Source organism: Methylosinus sp. Sm6, assembly GCF_019802345.1.
Classification (GTDB): domain Bacteria; phylum Pseudomonadota; class Alphaproteobacteria; order Rhizobiales; family Beijerinckiaceae; genus Methylosinus.
This window is the reverse complement of sequence record NZ_JAINDZ010000005.1, coordinates 103,364-118,704: the sequence shown is the minus strand read 5'-3', so window position 1 is coordinate 118,704 and position 15,341 is coordinate 103,364. Positions and strand designations below refer to the sequence as shown.

General features: G+C 67.5%; 13 protein-coding genes. 9 read left to right on the top strand and 4 right to left on the bottom strand.

Features of this window, described 5'->3' with window-relative positions; translation table 11 throughout:
- Window positions 1-20: 20 nt before the first annotated feature.
- Window positions 21-497 (bottom strand): transcription termination/antitermination NusG family protein, encoded by a 477-nt coding sequence (locus K3F48_RS05425; RefSeq protein WP_222574405.1) that lies wholly within the window; start codon window positions 495-497, stop codon window positions 21-23.
- A 235-nt stretch (window positions 498-732) separates the two neighbouring features.
- Window positions 733-984, bottom strand: a complete 252-nt coding sequence (locus K3F48_RS05420; protein WP_222574404.1) for a hypothetical protein — start codon at window positions 982-984, stop codon at window positions 733-735.
- 331 nt (window positions 985-1,315) lie between these two features.
- Between K3F48_RS05420 and K3F48_RS05415 the strand changes: the two genes are divergently transcribed.
- The 4 genes from K3F48_RS05415 to K3F48_RS05400 all read left to right on the top strand — a co-directional run bounded on the left by K3F48_RS05415 (window position 1,316) and on the right by K3F48_RS05400 (window position 8,225).
- Window positions 1,316-2,092 (top strand): Bax inhibitor-1/YccA family protein, encoded by a 777-nt coding sequence (locus K3F48_RS05415; RefSeq protein ID WP_222574403.1) that lies wholly within the window; start codon window positions 1,316-1,318, stop codon window positions 2,090-2,092.
- Between the two features lie 256 nt (window positions 2,093-2,348).
- Window positions 2,349-3,542, top strand: a complete 1,194-nt coding sequence (locus K3F48_RS05410; RefSeq protein ID WP_222574402.1) for an efflux RND transporter periplasmic adaptor subunit — start codon at window positions 2,349-2,351, stop codon at window positions 3,540-3,542.
- A gap of 37 nt (window positions 3,543-3,579) precedes the next feature.
- Complete coding sequence (locus K3F48_RS05405) at window positions 3,580-6,813, top strand: efflux RND transporter permease subunit (RefSeq protein WP_222574401.1); 3,234 nt, start codon at window positions 3,580-3,582, stop codon at window positions 6,811-6,813.
- Entirely contained in the window at window positions 6,810-8,225 is a 1,416-nt protein-coding gene (locus K3F48_RS05400) for a TolC family outer membrane protein (RefSeq protein WP_222574400.1), read from the top strand. The genes K3F48_RS05405 and K3F48_RS05400 overlap by 4 nt, the downstream gene beginning before the upstream one ends.
- Before the next feature lie 53 nt (window positions 8,226-8,278).
- On the opposite strand, the gene K3F48_RS05395 is transcribed toward K3F48_RS05400, so the two are convergent.
- Window positions 8,279-9,202 carry a hydrogen peroxide-inducible genes activator gene (locus tag K3F48_RS05395; protein WP_222574399.1) on the bottom strand — a complete coding sequence of 308 codons (924 nt, stop codon included), beginning with the start codon at window positions 9,200-9,202 and terminating at the stop codon, window positions 8,279-8,281.
- A 139-nt stretch (window positions 9,203-9,341) separates the two neighbouring features.
- Here K3F48_RS05395 and ahpC point away from each other — a divergent pair, with 139 nt between their 5' ends.
- Window positions 9,342-9,905, top strand: coding sequence for an alkyl hydroperoxide reductase subunit C (gene ahpC, locus K3F48_RS05390; RefSeq protein WP_222574398.1), 564 nt, complete (start codon window positions 9,342-9,344; stop codon window positions 9,903-9,905).
- Window positions 9,906-10,125: 220 nt separating this feature from the next.
- Window positions 10,126-11,682, top strand: a complete 1,557-nt coding sequence (gene ahpF, locus K3F48_RS05385; protein WP_222574397.1) for an alkyl hydroperoxide reductase subunit F — start codon at window positions 10,126-10,128, stop codon at window positions 11,680-11,682.
- A 44-nt stretch (window positions 11,683-11,726) separates the two neighbouring features.
- Here the strand turns inward: ahpF and K3F48_RS05380 are convergent, their stop codons facing one another.
- Window positions 11,727-12,674: a trypsin-like peptidase domain-containing protein gene (locus K3F48_RS05380; RefSeq protein WP_222574396.1), complete on the bottom strand. Its 948-nt coding sequence runs from the start codon at window positions 12,672-12,674 to the stop codon at window positions 11,727-11,729.
- Window positions 12,675-12,952: 278 nt separating this feature from the next.
- On the opposite strand from K3F48_RS05380, the gene K3F48_RS05375 reads away from it, so the two are divergent.
- The 3 genes from K3F48_RS05375 to K3F48_RS05365 all read left to right on the top strand — a co-directional run bounded on the left by K3F48_RS05375 (window position 12,953) and on the right by K3F48_RS05365 (window position 15,298).
- Window positions 12,953-13,375 (top strand): MAPEG family protein, encoded by a 423-nt coding sequence (locus K3F48_RS05375; RefSeq protein WP_222574395.1) that lies wholly within the window; start codon window positions 12,953-12,955, stop codon window positions 13,373-13,375.
- 19 nt (window positions 13,376-13,394) lie between these two features.
- On the top strand, window positions 13,395-14,021 hold the full coding sequence (locus tag K3F48_RS05370) for an NADPH-dependent FMN reductase (RefSeq protein ID WP_255608353.1): 627 nt from the start codon (window positions 13,395-13,397) through the stop codon (window positions 14,019-14,021).
- A 104-nt stretch (window positions 14,022-14,125) separates the two neighbouring features.
- A complete protein-coding gene (locus K3F48_RS05365) occupies window positions 14,126-15,298 on the top strand; it encodes a glycosyltransferase family 4 protein (protein ID WP_222574394.1) in 1,173 nt (390 codons plus the stop codon).
- Window positions 15,299-15,341: the final 43 nt, after the last annotated feature.

Genomic DNA, 15,341 nt, shown 5'->3' with positions numbered 1-15,341 from the left:
CGCGCCGCGGCGTCGGGAGTTCAGAGGGCTGCGAGAGCCGATCGCTCGAGCGTGGCGGGCACCTGGCCGCCCATGATGTCGAGCAGCACGCGAACGCGCTCATGGGCGTCGAGGCGGATGAGGCTTCCGATCGCATCGGCGAAAGGACCGACCAGCACCTTCACTTTCTGGCCTTCGACGAGATCATGATCGAACCGGCATGCGCCGCGCGCGTCGGCGCAGGAGAGCAGCGATTCGACGACCCCGCGCGGCGCAGGCGATGGAAATTCGTCGCCCATGATGAGGCCGACGGCGCCGAATGTGCCGTTCACCGATCGCCAGCGATCGCGCCCGAGGTCGAGGGACACGAACAGATAGCCGGGGAACAGCGGCGTCTCGACCAGCCGCAGCTTGCGGGCGTGCCGCACAGTGCGGCTCATTTTGGGCAGGAAAGCGCGAAAATGCTGAGCCGCGAGCTGCAGGGCGACGCCCGCCTCGCGACGCGGACGAGTCTGCACGACATACCAGCGTCGCGCCGACTCGGTCGGCCCGTCCTCGCAGCGCGACGACGGATCGTTACAAATTGCCGAAATCAAAATCGCAACCCCCGAGACATTATCGGTTCGAAGCCGAGAAAAAATTCGGCTGCAATCAACTCCTATCCGAACTCGCTCGTCGGCGCCCGCGCCCCGAGTACGGAGAAAAACCCGGATGCGCGGTCGGCCGACGCTCGCGCCGAGCAATGACGCGCTTTCAGCGGCCCCGCTCGCGCATGCCGTCGCGCGCTCGCGCCGGAGCGCAATCGACCTCTCGCGCGTCGATCGCCTCCGCCTGCGGCGCGGGAGGCTCGAGCGCGGCGCGCGAGAGCGCCTCCGCGCGCAGGATCGCCTCGACCGCCTTCCGCTCGCGCGCGAACGGCGGCGACGCGGCGGCATCACGAGGCGCGAGCGGCGTCATTGCGGACCGCCGGGACGGCGTGCGGAAGGGGCGCTTTCTATCGGTCATGCGGGATGCGTTCTCCAGCCGCGCGAATCGCGTTGGAATCCATGATAGGCGGGCGCCGAGCAGCGCCATCCCCCGAACGCAGGAGGGACGAAGCGGAAAGCGCGAAAGGGGAGGGTGATGCGCCTCTTCTCGCATTCACTCGATTGCCCTGCCCGACACGCCGAAAAAGATTGAGAAAAGATTGACAATCGCATAAGCCGCTCCATCTTCTCCGCCGGCGTTTTCGCTCTGGGACGGCTTGTTTTCGCCCGGATCACACGCCATATTCGGGCGCAAGGTTCGCGCATCAGGGCCGGATCGACCGGCCGCGCGATCTTTTCGAGAGGATCAAATGACCAATTTCGACCGCAACACGAGCTTCGGCTACCGGGGCGGCGTCTCCAGGACCGGCGCGGCCGAGATCGACGAGGGCCTGCGCGCCTATATGGTCGGCGTGTACAATCACATGGTTCTCGGTCTCGGCGTCACCGGCTTCGTGGCGCTCGGCACTTATATGCTCGCCGTCGTCAAGGAAGGCGGCCGCCAGGTCGCGCTCACGCCGTTCGGGCACATGCTCTACGCGACCCCGCTGAAATATGTCGTCATGCTGGCGCCGCTGGCCTTCGTCCTGTTCCTCGGCTTTCGCGCGGAGCGGATGTCGGCGGCGACCGCGCGCAATGTCTTCCTCGCCTTCTCGGCGGTGATGGGCCTGTCGATGTCGACGATCATGCTCGTCTTCACCGGCGCGTCGATCGCCAAGGTGTTCTTCATCACCTCGGCGGCTTTCGCCGGCCTCAGCCTCTACGGCTATCTGACGAAGCGCGATCTGTCGGCCTTCGGATCCTTCCTGGTGATGGGCCTGTGGGGCCTCGTGATCGCGAGCCTGGTCAATCTGTTCTTCCAGAGCAGCGCGCTGCAGTTCGGCCTGTCGATCCTGTCGGTGTTCATCTTCGCGGGCCTCACCGCCTGGGACACCCAGTCGATCAAGGACGGCTATTATCAGAGCGCCGCCTATGGCTCCGAGGTCGCGCAGAAGCAGAGCGTGTTCGGCGCGCTGTCGCTCTATCTCGACTTCATCAACATGTTCCAGTCGCTTTTGTACCTGTTCGGCGACCGCAACAACGACTGATCGCGCGCCATCCGCGCCGCTCTTTGAAGGCCCCGCCCGCCGGCGGGGCCTTTTTAATGTGCGCAGCTTCGGCGGGGCGCCTCTTTTTCCGGCGGGCTGACGTGGACGCAGCCGTTCGGCTGGGCTAAGACTGAGGAAGATGCGCGGTCCTGTCCACCTTTCCTCTTTGCTCCGCCGCCTCGCGGAGTCGTCGGCCGTTCCCGCCGATGCGCGGCAAGGCGCGTCCGGCTTCTCGCCGCGCCCGCCGGCGGGCTGGATGCGACGGTTCGGCCTCGGCGCCGCCCTCGCCGCCGCCGTCGCGCTGGGGGCCGCCCTGCCCCCGCTCTATAATTCCTTGCGATCCTGGCTCGGGACGGCCGACGAGGCTTTGCCCGCCGCCGCAGCCGAGGACGGACTTGTCCCGCTTTCCGCCGCGCAGATCGCCGCGGCGCGCATCGAGACCGCTCTCGTAGCGCCCGGCATGCTCGCACGCGCCATCGTCGCCCCCGCCATGGTCGCAGTCGATCCCGACCGCATCGGCAAGGTCGCGGCCAAGGTCGCCGGCACGATCGCGGAACTGCGCAAGAAGCTCGGCGATCCGGTGGAGAAGGGCGAGATCGTCGCCGTGATCGACAGCCGCGAGGTCGCCGACGCCAAGAGCGACTATCTCGCCGCGCTCGTCCAGCTCGACCTGCAATCGGCGCTGTTCCAGCGCGAGAAAGGCCTCTTCGAGAAGAAGATCGCCGCCGAACAGTCCTTCCTCAAGGCCCGCAGCGTCTATGAGGAGGCGCGGCTGCGCGCCGACCTCGCCCGCCAGAAGCTCGCCGCGCTCGATCTCTCCGATGAGGACATCGCCGAGCTGCCGCGGCAGAAGACGGGCGCGCTGCGCTCCAAGGACATCCGCGCGCCGGCCGCCGGCAGGGTGATCGAGCGCCGCGTGCATCTCGGACAGCCGGTCGGCGGCGAGGGGCAGGAGAAGGAGCTTTATCAGATCGCCGACCTCTCCGTGGTGATCGCCGAGATTTCGGTCGCAATCGCCGATCTCGCCGATCTGCGCGAGGGACAGCGCGTCCGCCTCGCCCATGGCGGCGAGGAGGACGCGGAGGGACGCATCGTCTTCATCCGCCCGACCATCGATCACGAGACTCATTCCGGGCGCGCGATCGCCTCTTTCAGCAACGAAGCACAAAAGCTGCGGGCGGGCGCCTCGATGACGGCGCGCGTCTTTCTGGCCGAGAGGGAGGTCCCGCTGCGCATTCCGCGCGCCGCCCTGCTCTCCTTCGAGGGCGATCCCATCGTTTTCGTGCGCGCGCCGGAGGGCTTCGTGAAGCGCAAGGTCACGCCCGGCGAGAGCGATCGCGAATGGGTCGAGATCCTCTCCGGACTGGAGCCGGGCGAGCAGGTCGCGGCGTCCAACGTCTTCGTGCTGAAGGCGGAGCTGGGCAAGGCCCGTCTGGAAGGGCTGGACTGACAGCGCCGGCGGCGCGTGAGTGTAGATGCGAGCGTAGATGATCGAGCATGTGATCGCCTTCTCCGTCCGCCAGCGTTGGCTCGTCGCGCTGCTGACCCTGCTCGCCTGTCTGGTCGGCGCGCTCTCCTTGCAGCGCCTGCCGATCGACGCGGTTCCGGACATCACCAATAATCAGGTGCAGATCAACGCCATCGCGCCGGCGCTGTCGCCGACCGAGGTCGAAAAGCAGATCACCTTCCCGATCGAGACCGCGCTCGCCGGCATTCCCGGCCTCGACCATACGCGCTCGCTGTCGCGCAACGGCTTCTCGCAGGTGACGGCGGTGTTCGCCGAGAAGCTCGACATTTATTTCGCGCGCCAGCAGATCAACGAGCGTCTCGCCGAGGCGAAGGAGAATTTTCCGCCCGGCGTCGAGGCGCGCATGGGGCCGATCGCGACCGGCCTCAGCGAGATTTATATGTGGGCGGTGCGCTACGCCGAGGGCGAGCGCAAAATCGTGAACGGCGAGCCGGGCTGGCAGAGCGACGGCTCCTATTGGACGCCCGACGGCCAGATCCTGCGCAGCGATCTCGAGAAGACCGCCTATCTGCGCACGGTGCAGGACTGGATCGTCAAGCCGCAGCTGCGCACCGTGCCGGGATTGGCCAGCGTCGATTCGCTCGGCGGCTTCGTGAAGCAGCTCGACGTTCGCCCCGATCCGATGAAGCTGTTCTCGCTCGGCGTCTCCTTCGCCGATGTGACAGGCGCGCTGCAGCGCAACAATCAGAGCCGCGGCGCCGGCTATATCGAGCGCAATGGCGAAGGCTATGTGGTGCGCAGCGGCGGCCGGCTGGAGACGATCGAGGACATCGCCCGCGTCGTCGTCACGACGCGCGGCGGCGTGCCGGTGCGCATCGCCGACGTCGCCGAGGTCGGCATAGGCCGCGAGATGCGCGTCGGCAGCGCCAGCATGAATGGCGAGGAGGTCGTCATCGGCACCGCGCTGATGCTGATCGGCGGCAACAGCCGCTCGGTGTCGGCGGCGGTCGGCGACAAGCTGCGCGCGATCTCCGCCTCGCTGCCGCCGGGGATCGAGACGCGCACCATCCTCGACCGCACCGTGCTCGTCGACGCGACGATCCGCACCGTCGCCTCCAATCTCGCGGAAGGCGCCGCGCTGGTCATTCTGGTGCTGTTCCTGCTGCTCGGCAATTTCCGCGCGGCGCTGATCACCGCTCTCGTCATTCCGGTGGCCATGCTGCTGCTCGCCAGCGGCATGGTCCAGGGCCACATCAGCGCCAATCTGATGAGCCTCGGCGCGCTCGACTTCGGCCTCATCGCCGACGGCGCGGTGATCGTCGCCGAGAATTGCCTGCGCCATTTGTTCGAACGGCGGCAAGCGACGGGGCGCGACCTCACGCTCGAGCAGCGGCTCGAAACGGTGGTGGAATCGACGACGGAGATGATCCGGCCGACGGTCTATGGCCAGGCGATCATCATTCTCGTCTATGTGCCGCTGCTGTCCTTCTCGGGCGTCGAAGGCAAGATGTTCCATCCGATGGCGATCACCGTCATCGTCGCGCTGATCTCGGCCTTCGTGCTGTCGCTCACCTTCGTTCCGGCGATGATCTCGATCCTCGTCGCCGGCCGCGTCGAGGAGAGCGAGAACAAGATCATCGCCTGGATGCAGCGCGCCTATCGGCCGCGGCTCGAGGCGGCGATCGCGACGCCGACGAAGCCGATCGCCGTCGGCGCGGGCGCCTTCCTGCTCGCCTTGGCGCTGGTCCCGTTTCTCGGCCAGGAGTTCATCCCGACGCTCGACGAGAAGAATATCGCGATGCAGGCGGGCCGCATACCGAGCGCCTCGCTCACCCAGTCGCAGGCAATGCAGATCGAGGTGGAGAATGCGATCGGGGAGGCGCCCGAGGTCGACTATGTGTTCTCCAAGACCGGAACGGCGGAGGCGGCGACCGACCCGATGCCGCCCAATCTGACCGACACCTATGTCTTCTTGAAGCCGCGCGACCAATGGCCGGATCCGCGCCTCCCGAAGGACGATCTGATCCGCCGCATCGACGCGCGGGTGACGCAGCTGCCCGGCAATCTCTATGAATTCTCGCAGCCCATTCAGCTGCGCTTCAACGAGCTGCTCGCCGGCGTGCGCGGCGACATAGCGGTCAAGGTGTTCGGCGAGAATTTCGACTCCATGTCGCGCGAGGCCGAGCGCATCGCCTCGATCCTGCGCGGCGTGAACGGCGCGCGCGACGTGAAGGTCGAGCAGGTGGCGGGCCTGCCCTTCGTCGAGGTCGAGATCGACAGAAGCGAGATCGCGCATCTCGGCCTCAGCGTCGGCGAGGTGCAGGACGTCGTCGGCGCGGCGGTCGGCGGCGAGCGCGCCGGCGTGGTCTTCGAGGGCGACAGGCGCTTTCCGATCATCGTGCGGCTCGCCGATCGCCTGCGCGAGGACATGGACGCGCTCGGCAATATTCCGATCGCGGCGACGAGCCATCACGGCGGCGGCGTGCGGCCGATCCTGCTGAAGCAGGTCGCCTCCTTCGATGTCCACGAGGGTCCGAACCAGATTTCGCGCGAGAACGGCAAGCGCCGCGTCGTCGTCTCCGCCAATGTGCGCGGACGCGACATCGCCTCTGTGGTGACCGAGGCGCAGGAGAAGGTGAAGGCGCAAGTGGCGCTCGCGCCGGGCGACTGGATCTCCTGGGGCGGACAATTCGAGAATCTCGCCGCCGCGCGCGAGAAGCTGATGCTGGTCGTGCCGCTCTGCTTCTTCCTCATCTTCCTCCTGCTCTATTCGGCGCTGGGCTCGGCGCGCGACGCGCTGATCGTGTTCAGCGCCGTGCCTTTGGCCCTGTCGGGCGGCGTCGCCACGCTGTTTCTGCGCGGCATGCCGCTGTCGGTGTCGGCGGCGGTCGGCTTCATCGCCCTCTCCGGCATCGCCGTGCTCAACGGGCTCGTCATGCGCAGCTATATTCTCCAGCTCATCGCGCGCGGGCGCGAGCCGCGCGCCGCGATCGTCGAGGGGGCGATGACGCGGCTGCGGCCTGTCGCGATGACGGCGCTGGTCGCCTCGCTCGGCTTCGTCCCCATGGCCTTCGCCACCGGCACGGGCGCCGAAGTGCAGAAGCCGATCGCCACCGTCGTGATCGGCGGCCTGATCAGCGCGACTCTGCTGACCTTGTTCGTGCTGCCCGCGCTCTATTCGCTGCTCGGGCGCGACGCGCCCCTCGTCACAGACGCAATGGACGAAGCCGCGCCGCGCGAGGCCGACGCATGACGCGGACGTCGCTCGCCATCCTCTTGGCACTCTGCTTCGCGATCGCGCCGGCGAAAAGTTCCTTCGGCGAGACCCTCGCCGGCGCCCTGGCGCGCGCCTATGAGACCAATCCGACCATCCATTCGCAACGCGCCGCTCAGCGCGCGAATGACGAAAACGTGCCGCGCGCGCTCTCGCAATTTCGGCCGCGCGTGAAGACCGACGCCTATCTCGGCATAGAGCGCCGCCGTTCGGCCGACAAAGCCTTCGAGATCGACAATGGGAATGTCCTCGAGCCCAATTGGGTGGACAGTTTCCAGAACACGCGCGGCCTGCCGCGGGCGGCGGCGCTCAGCGTCGAGCAGCCGCTGTTCGACGGCTTTCGCGCGAAGAATTCGGCGCTGTCGGCCGAGACCAATGTGTTCGCCGGACGCGAGCGCCTGCGGCTCATCGAGCAGCGGGTCCTGTTCGAGGCGGCGACCGTCTATATGAACGTGCTGCGCGACACCGCGGCGCTGCGCCTGCAGCAAAATCACGTCGCCGTGCTGCAAGAGCAGCTGCATCAGACCAAGGAACGCTATGCGGCGGGCGAAATCACGCCGACCGACATTGCGCAGGCCGAAGCGCGGCTCGCCGCCGGCCGCTCGCAGGCCGCCGCGGCGCGCGCCGAGCTCGACGCCGCCGTCGCCCGGTATCGGCAGGTGGTCGGCGCGGAGCCGAAGCAGCTCGCGCCCGGCGGCGCCATCGACCGCCTACTGCCGCGGACTCGCGACGCGGCCGAGCGCATCGCCCTCGCGGAGCATCCGGTCGTCCGCGCGGCGCTGCATGACGCGGACGCCGCCGAATACGACATCAAGGTCATCGAGAGCGACTACATGCCGAGCCTCTCGATGGTCGGCAAGGTCTACACGCAGTCGGACATCGACGGGCGCGGCAATCGCGCGCTCGGCGCGCAGCTGCTCGGCAAATTATCCGTGCCGCTCTATTCGGGCGGCGAGACCTCGGCGCGCATGCGCCAGGCCAAGGAGGTCGCGGGCCAGAAGAAATTCGACGTGGACGTCGCGCGCGCCGAGCTGCTGGCGCTGACGCGCGCCAATTGGGGCGCGCTCGATGCGGCGAAGGCGCAGGTCGCCGCGGCGAGCGCGCAGATCGAAGCGGCCGAGCGCGCGCTGCTGGGCGTGCGCGAGGAGGCCAAGGCCGGCAAGCGCACGACGCTGGATATTCTCAACGCCCAGCAGGAGCTGCTCGGCGCGCGCATCGGCCTCGTCTTCGCGCAGCGCGACCGCGTCGTCGCCTCCTATGCCGCGCTGGCGGCGATCGGCCGCCTGTCGACGCATGCGCTCGGCCTTTCCGTCGCGGCCTATGATCCGGCGTCGCATTTCGATCGGGTGAAGGACTCTTGGGGAGAGATGGCGACCGGATCGGGCCGCTGAGGCGATGCGGCGACAATAAGTGAAGCGAATATCCCGTTCGCCGTGACACGCGCCTATGACGCGCCATCGGCTCCTCCGCTCACGAGAAAATTGGCGAGCGCCTCGGCCAGCCGGTCGAATGTCTCCTTGCGCGCCGAGCGGCGCCGCCACACGAGGCCGATGCGGCGGAACGGCGTCTCGCCCTCGAGCGGCCGCACGCAGAGATCGAGCCCGCGCAAGATGCCGGCGTCGAGCGCCATTTCGGGCAGCAATGTCACGCCGAGGCCATTGGCCACCATCTGCGCCAGAGTGTGCAGGCTCGTGCCCTCGAAGGCGACATTGCGGCGCGCGCCCGCGAGCGCACAGGCGGCGAGCGCATGGTCGCGCATGCAATGGCCGTCCTCGAGCAGCAGCAGATCCTCGACCGCCATGTCGTCGAGCGCGACCGGACCCGCCCCGCTCAGCCGATGGTCGGGCGGGCACGCCAGAAAGAACCGGTCGAGGCCGATCTCGCGCGTCTCCATGCCCGGCAGCGGATAGGGCAGCGCCAGCACGGCCGCGTCCAGCTCGCCGGAGTCGAGCCGCGCCAGCAGCGGCGCCGTCTGCTCCTCGCGCAAATAGAGCTTCAGCTGCGGGAAGGCCGCGCGCAGCCGCCGCGTCACGCGCGGAAACAGGAACGGCCCGATGGTCGGAATGACGCCGAGCCGCAGCGGCCCCGACATGGGCGCCTGGGCGGCGCGGGCGACGTCGACGATCTCCTCCGCCCCGCGCAGCATCGCGCGAGCGCGCTCGGCGATCTCGCGCCCGGCCGGCGTCGGCGCGACGGAACGCTTGGTGCGCTCCAGCAATTGCACGCCGAGCAGCGACTCCAGCTCCTGAATGCCGGCGCTGAGGGTCGACTGGCCGACGAAGCAGGCGGCGGCCGCGCGGCCGAAATGCCGCTCGTCCACCACCGCCGTCAGAAAGCGCAGCTGACGCAAGGTGGGCAGGATCGCCATGCCGCATGATATATCGATAGAACCGAATAGTTAAATCGGAATTTTTCGCTTTTTTCGATGCTGCAGTGCGGCTAGTTTCCCCCCGTCTTCCCCCGCCGAGGGCGCGCCGCGCTCCCGGCCATCCAAGAGGAGCCATCGCATGTCCCTGATCGGAACCGAGATCAAGCCCTTCAAGGCGACCGCCTTCCACGCCGGCAAATTCGTCGAGGTGACCGAGGCGACGCTGAAGGGCAAATGGTCGGTGTTTTTCTTCTATCCGGCCGACTTCACCTTCGTCTGCCCGACCGAGCTCGAGGATCTCGCGACCAATTACGCGGCCTTCAAGGCGATCGGCGTCGAGATCTACGGCGTGTCGACCGACACGCATTTCGCGCATAAGGCCTGGCACGACACCTCGCCGGCGATCGGCAAGATCGAGTATCCGCTGGTCGGCGATCCGACGCTGACGCTGAGCCGCAATTTCGACGTGCTGATCGAGGAGGCGGGCCTCGCCGACCGCGGCACTTTCGTCATCGATCCGGACGGCAAGATCCAGATCGTCGAGATCAACGCCGGCGGCGTCGGCCGCAATGCGCTGGAGCTGCTGCGCAAGGTCAAGGCGGCGCAATATGTCGCGGCGCATCCGGGCGAGGTCTGCCCGGCCAAATGGGAAGAGGGCCAGAAGACGCTCGCTCCCTCGCTCGACCTCGTCGGCAAGATCTGATTTCGAAAAACTCCGGCCGGCTCGCCGGCCGGAGGCTCCCGCGCTCGCTCAGGAAAACGCAGTCCCCTCATCCTGAGGCGCTTTTTGCGGAACGCAAAAAGCTTCGAAGGCTGCTTCAGAGCGCGCGGGCGGCCCATCCTTCGAGACGCCCGCTGCGCGGGCTCCTCAGGATGAGGGGGCTGTATTTGCGGGCGTGAGACAAATCGAAGGAGCCGCAAACATGTTGGACGCCAATCTGAAAAGCCAGCTGCAGGGCCTCTTCGCGCGCATCGCGACGCCGATCACGCTCGCCGCCTCGCTCGACGACGGCGCGAAATCAGCCGAGCTCGCCGAGCTGCTGCAGGAGGTGGCGTCCCTCTCCGACAGGATTTCCTATGTGCGCCGCGACGACGACGCGCGCCGCCCCTCCTTCGCGATCGAGCGCGACGGCGGCGGGGTGAGCCTGCGCTTCGCCGCCGTGCCCGGCGGGCACGAGTTCAACTCCTTCGTGCTGGCGCTGCTGCATGTCGGCGGCCATCCGCCCAAGGAGGCGGAGGAGACGCTGGAGCGCGTGCGCGCCCTCGACGGCGATTATCGCTTCGAGACCTATTTCTCGCTCACCTGCCAGAGCTGCCCCGAGGTCGTGCAGGCGCTCGACCTGATGGCGACGCTCAATCCGCGCGTGCATCATGTCGCCATCGACGGCGCGCTGTTTCCCCGCGAGGTCGAGGACCGCGGAATCATGGCCGTGCCGAGCGTGTTCCTCAATGGCGAGCCGTTCCAGCACGGCCGCGCGACGCTGGAGCAGATCGTCGACAAGCTGGACGCCGGCGCCGGCGAGAAGCAGGCCGCGGCCCTTTCGGCGAAAGCGCCCTATGACGTGCTGATCGTCGGCGGCGGCCCGGCGGGCGCGGCGGCGGCGGTCTATGCCGCGCGCAAGGGCGTGCGCACGGGATTGGTCGCCGAGCGTTTCGGCGGACAGGTGCAGGACACGGCGGCGATCGAGAACTTCATCTCCGTGCCGCACACCGAAGGGCCCGAGATGGCGGCGGCGCTCGCGCGCCATGTCGCCGAATATGGGGTCGATGTGATGAACGGCCAGAACGCTGCGACGCTCGTCCCGGCGGCCGAGCCCGGCGGCCTCGCGACGCTCGGCCTCGCCAATGGCGCGACGCTGAAATCGAAGACGATCATCCTCGCGCCCGGCGCGCGCTGGCGGCGCATCAATGTGCCCGGCGAGACCGACTATATGACCAAGGGCGTCGCCTATTGCCCGCATTGCGACGGCCCCTTGTTCAAGGGCAAGCGCGTCGCGGTGATCGGCGGCGGCAATTCCGGCGTCGAGGCGGCGATCGACCTCGCCGGCCTCGCCGCTCATGTGACGCTGATCGAATATGACTCGAAGCTGCGCGCCGACGGCATATTGCAGGCGAAGCTGCGCTCGCTGCCCAATGTCGAGATCGTCGTCTCCGCGCAGACCACGGAGATCCGGGGCGACGGCGCGAAAGTGACCGGCCTGTCCTATCGCGATCGCGACAGCGGCGAGACCCGCGACATCGCGCTCGACGGCGTCTTCGTGCAGATCGGCCTCTTGCCCAACACCGAATGGCTGCAAGGCGCGGTGACGCTGTCGCGCTTCGGCGAGATCGAGATCGACCGCCGCTGCGTCACCTCCGCCCCGGGAGTTTTTGCCGCGGGCGATGCGACGATCGCGCCCTATAAGCAGATCGTCATCGCCATGGGCGAAGGCGCGACGGCGGCGCTTTCGGCGTTCGATTATCTCGTGAGGGTGTCGTGAGGGGGCGAATAGCGAATAGCGCTACTCGCTATTCGCTCGTTTCGTCAATCGCGGCCGGCGGAGCGACGGGCGCCCTCGGCCTCGCTGGTCTTCTCGGCCGGCTGCGACTGCGCCGTCGCCGTGCCGGTGTCGCGCCGCGCGGCGGCGAGCACGGCCTCGCGGAACGGGCCCTCGATCGAGACGACGAAGTTGTAATTGTCCTGCGAATAGGGCGCGACGCGCGCCGGATCGCTGCTGCGCCAGCCGACCAGAATGGCGCCGAGCCGCAGCCGCTGCTCGCCGGCCAGCACCGCGCCGCCCGAGGCGCCGTCGCCGGTGCCGCAATCGAAGGCGAATTCGCGCGTGCCGCCCTTCGCCTGATTGGTCTGCGCGCGCAGCCGGCACGCCTCGAAGGACATGGTCTCCGCATTGCGCCAATCGGAATGGCCGCGCGAGACGAACTCCACCGGCTGATCGACGCCGACCTGCTCGGCGAGATCATAAGGGCTCACGTCTTCGAGCGGCTGCGCGAGGCGCGCCACCGCCCAATCATTGACGGCCTTGGCCGAATAGGGCTTGGCCGCGCCGGCGACGATCGTGCTCATGTCGATCGGAATGCGGCGCTTTTTTCCCTCGACGTCAGTGACGAAATGGCAGGCGCGCGAGCGATGCGCGCCGCGCTCGTCGAGGAACACGTGAGCGGCCGTGGTGATCACGTCATTGGCCACCGTCAGCTGGCCGGCGCCATGCGCCCTCCCGCAGGTCACGAGCCCCGAAGCGGCATGCACGCGCTTCAGCGTGGAGAGATCGAGCTTGTTCCTGACGGCATATTGCTCGGCGTTGGCGCGATGCTCGGAGCCGAGCACCAGAACCTTGGTCGGCGCAATCGCGCCGACGCCGGCGACATTGGCGTCCAGCCCCATTCCGGCCTGGGCCGACGAGGCGGCCGCGGCCGCGGCGACGGCTCCGGCGCAAAGCGCTGCGGCAAAAAGACGAATTTCGACGTTCTTCATCGCGTCCTCATGTCTCGTTCAAGACAATGCCTATTCGACAAGCCTCCGTCCACACAAGCTCGGCAGTAGCAAAAACAGGGGCTTCGCCGAAAGACCCCGGAACCGCCACAGTATAGCCGCTGCTGATGGGCTGGCGCCAAGAAATTGTCGCGGTTGTCGCGGCTACGATCGAGCCGGCGGGGCAGCAGCGGGCAGTAGGCAGTAGTGAGTTCGGCGCCGTAGGGTAAAAGGCTCGAGGCGTAGCTTCCATCGTTCCGATGCATTCAATGGAGATGACATTGCGACACAGCCCCCTGCTCGCGCCGATCGTCGCGCTGGTCCTTTGGACTTTCGTCATGTGGGCGTGGCTCTATGCGACGCGCATTCCCGCCATGCGAAAAGCGCGCATGGCGCTCGATCCGGAACAGACCAAGGAAGAGTTCAACGCGCAGATTCCCGCTCGCGCGCGTTGGAAAGCCGATAATTACAATCATCTTCACGAGCAGCCGACTTTGTTCTACGCCGTCGCCCTCACGCTCGCCATGCTCGGCGCCGACGGCGCGCTCGAAACGGCGCTCGCCTGGGGTTATGTGGCCCTGCGCGTCGCCCATAGCCTGGTGCAGTCGACCACGAACGTCATGATACGCCGCTTTTCGATCTTCGTCGCCGCGTCGCTGGTCCTGCTCGCTCTGACCATCCGCGCGGCGGTGCTCGTGTTCTAGAACGCTTTCCGATCGCCCTTTGCGCCGAGGCGGCTCGCTCGCCGCATCGCTGCTGATCGACTACGAAGATGATGGCCCCGTGTCGGAAAAGGCGCCCCTCGACATTGTTCTGATCAGCGGAAGCCTACGCGCCCGATCGGTGAATGGCGCGGTCGTCGCCGCGGCCGCGCAGCTGGCGCCCTTCAACGTTCACGCGGTCGTCTATCGACGGCTCGGCGAGCTGCCGCATTTCAATCCCGATCACGACCGCGATCCGCTTCCAGAGACGGCGGCCGAGCTGCGCGCTCTGCTCGAGGGCGCCGACGCCGCCCTGTTCTCGACGCCGGAATATGCGGGCTCGCTGCCGGGAAGCTTCAAGAACTTGTTGGATTGGACAGTGGGCGGGGCGAGCCTCTATCGCCTTCCGGTCGCCTGGATCAATCCTTCGGCTCATGGCGGCGCACGCGACGCTCATGCAGCGTTGCGCATCGTGCTCGACCGCGCCGGCGCCGACGTCATCGAAGCCGCCTGCATGGACATTCCCGTCGCGAGAGACGCCGTCGACGACGATGGAGTCATCGCCGACGATGCAATTCGATCGGCGATCGCGGGAGCGATGCGCGAGCTCGCCGAAGCTGCGCTCCGGCGCAGAGGCGGCGAACGTTAGAGCTTTTGGTCCGACATTCTGTGCGAGCCTCGCCGCATCGGAACTTTCGCGCCGATCGAGAGTTGACCTTTGCGGGGAGCGCAGGCGTCGAACGGTCGAGAAAAATGCTGTCGCAGCAATGGCGTGGTCCCATCGAGACATTCCCGGCCTGTGCGCCTCCGCTCAAGATAGCGCAAATCGCCCCGTTGATCGAGAGCGTGCCCCCGCGTCTCTATGGCGGAACCGAGCGGGTCGTCTCCTACCTCACGGAAGAGCTCGTCGCGCAAGGCCATGAGGTGACGCTGTTCGCGAGCGGACGATCCGTCACCTCGGCGCGGCTCGTGCCCTGCTGCGATCTGCCGCTCCGGCAGAAAGGCGCGCCCGATCCGCTGCCGCATTATCTCTCCATGCTCGACAAGGCGCGCCGCATGGCAGGGCAATTCGACATTCTGCACTTCCACATCGACCAGCTGCAGTTCCCGCTGTTCCGCGACATGGCTTCGCACACGCTCACCACTCTGCACGGGCGCCAGGATCTCCCCGACCTCGAGGACTTCTACACGCGCTTTTCCGAAATGCCGCTCGTCTCCATTTCCGACGCGCAGCGCCGGCCCGTGCCGCACGCGCATTTCATCGGCACCGTGCCGAACGGATTGCCGCTCGACCTGCTGACCCCGACGCTCGAGCCGCGTGGCGGCTATCTCGCCTTTCTCGGCCGCGTCTCGCCCGAGAAAGGGCTCGACCACGCCATCGCCATCGCCTCCGCCGCCGGCCTGCCGCTCAAGATCGCAGCGAAGATCGACCGTCCCGACGAAGAGTATTTTCACGGCGTGATCGAGCCGCTGCTCGATCCGCCGACGATCGATTATGTGGGCGAGATCGACGACCGGCAAAAGAACCGCTTTCTCGGCGAGGCGCGCGCGCTGCTGTTCCCGATCGAATGGCCGGAGCCTTTCGGCGTCGTGATGATCGAGGCCATGGCCTGCGGCACGCCCGTGCTCGCTTTCCGTCGCGGCTCCGTTCCGGAAGTCGTCGACGAAGGCGTGACCGGCTGCCTCGCCGAGACCGTGAGCGAGGCTGTCGCCGCGCTCGGCCGCGTGCTCGCGCTCGATCGCGCGCGCGTGCGCCGCCGCTTCGAGGCGCGCTTCTCCGCCGCGCGAATGGCGAAGGATTATGTCGCGCTCTATCGACGTCTGCTGGGCGCGGCGGGCGCGCGGCCGCGCGGCGACGCGCATCCGCCGCCGCTTCCGTGCGAACAATTGACGCTGGACAGAGGCATCGCCGGACCGGCGCGCTAACTCGACAAAGCGACGACGCGCGCCGCGACGGCCGCTCCATTCG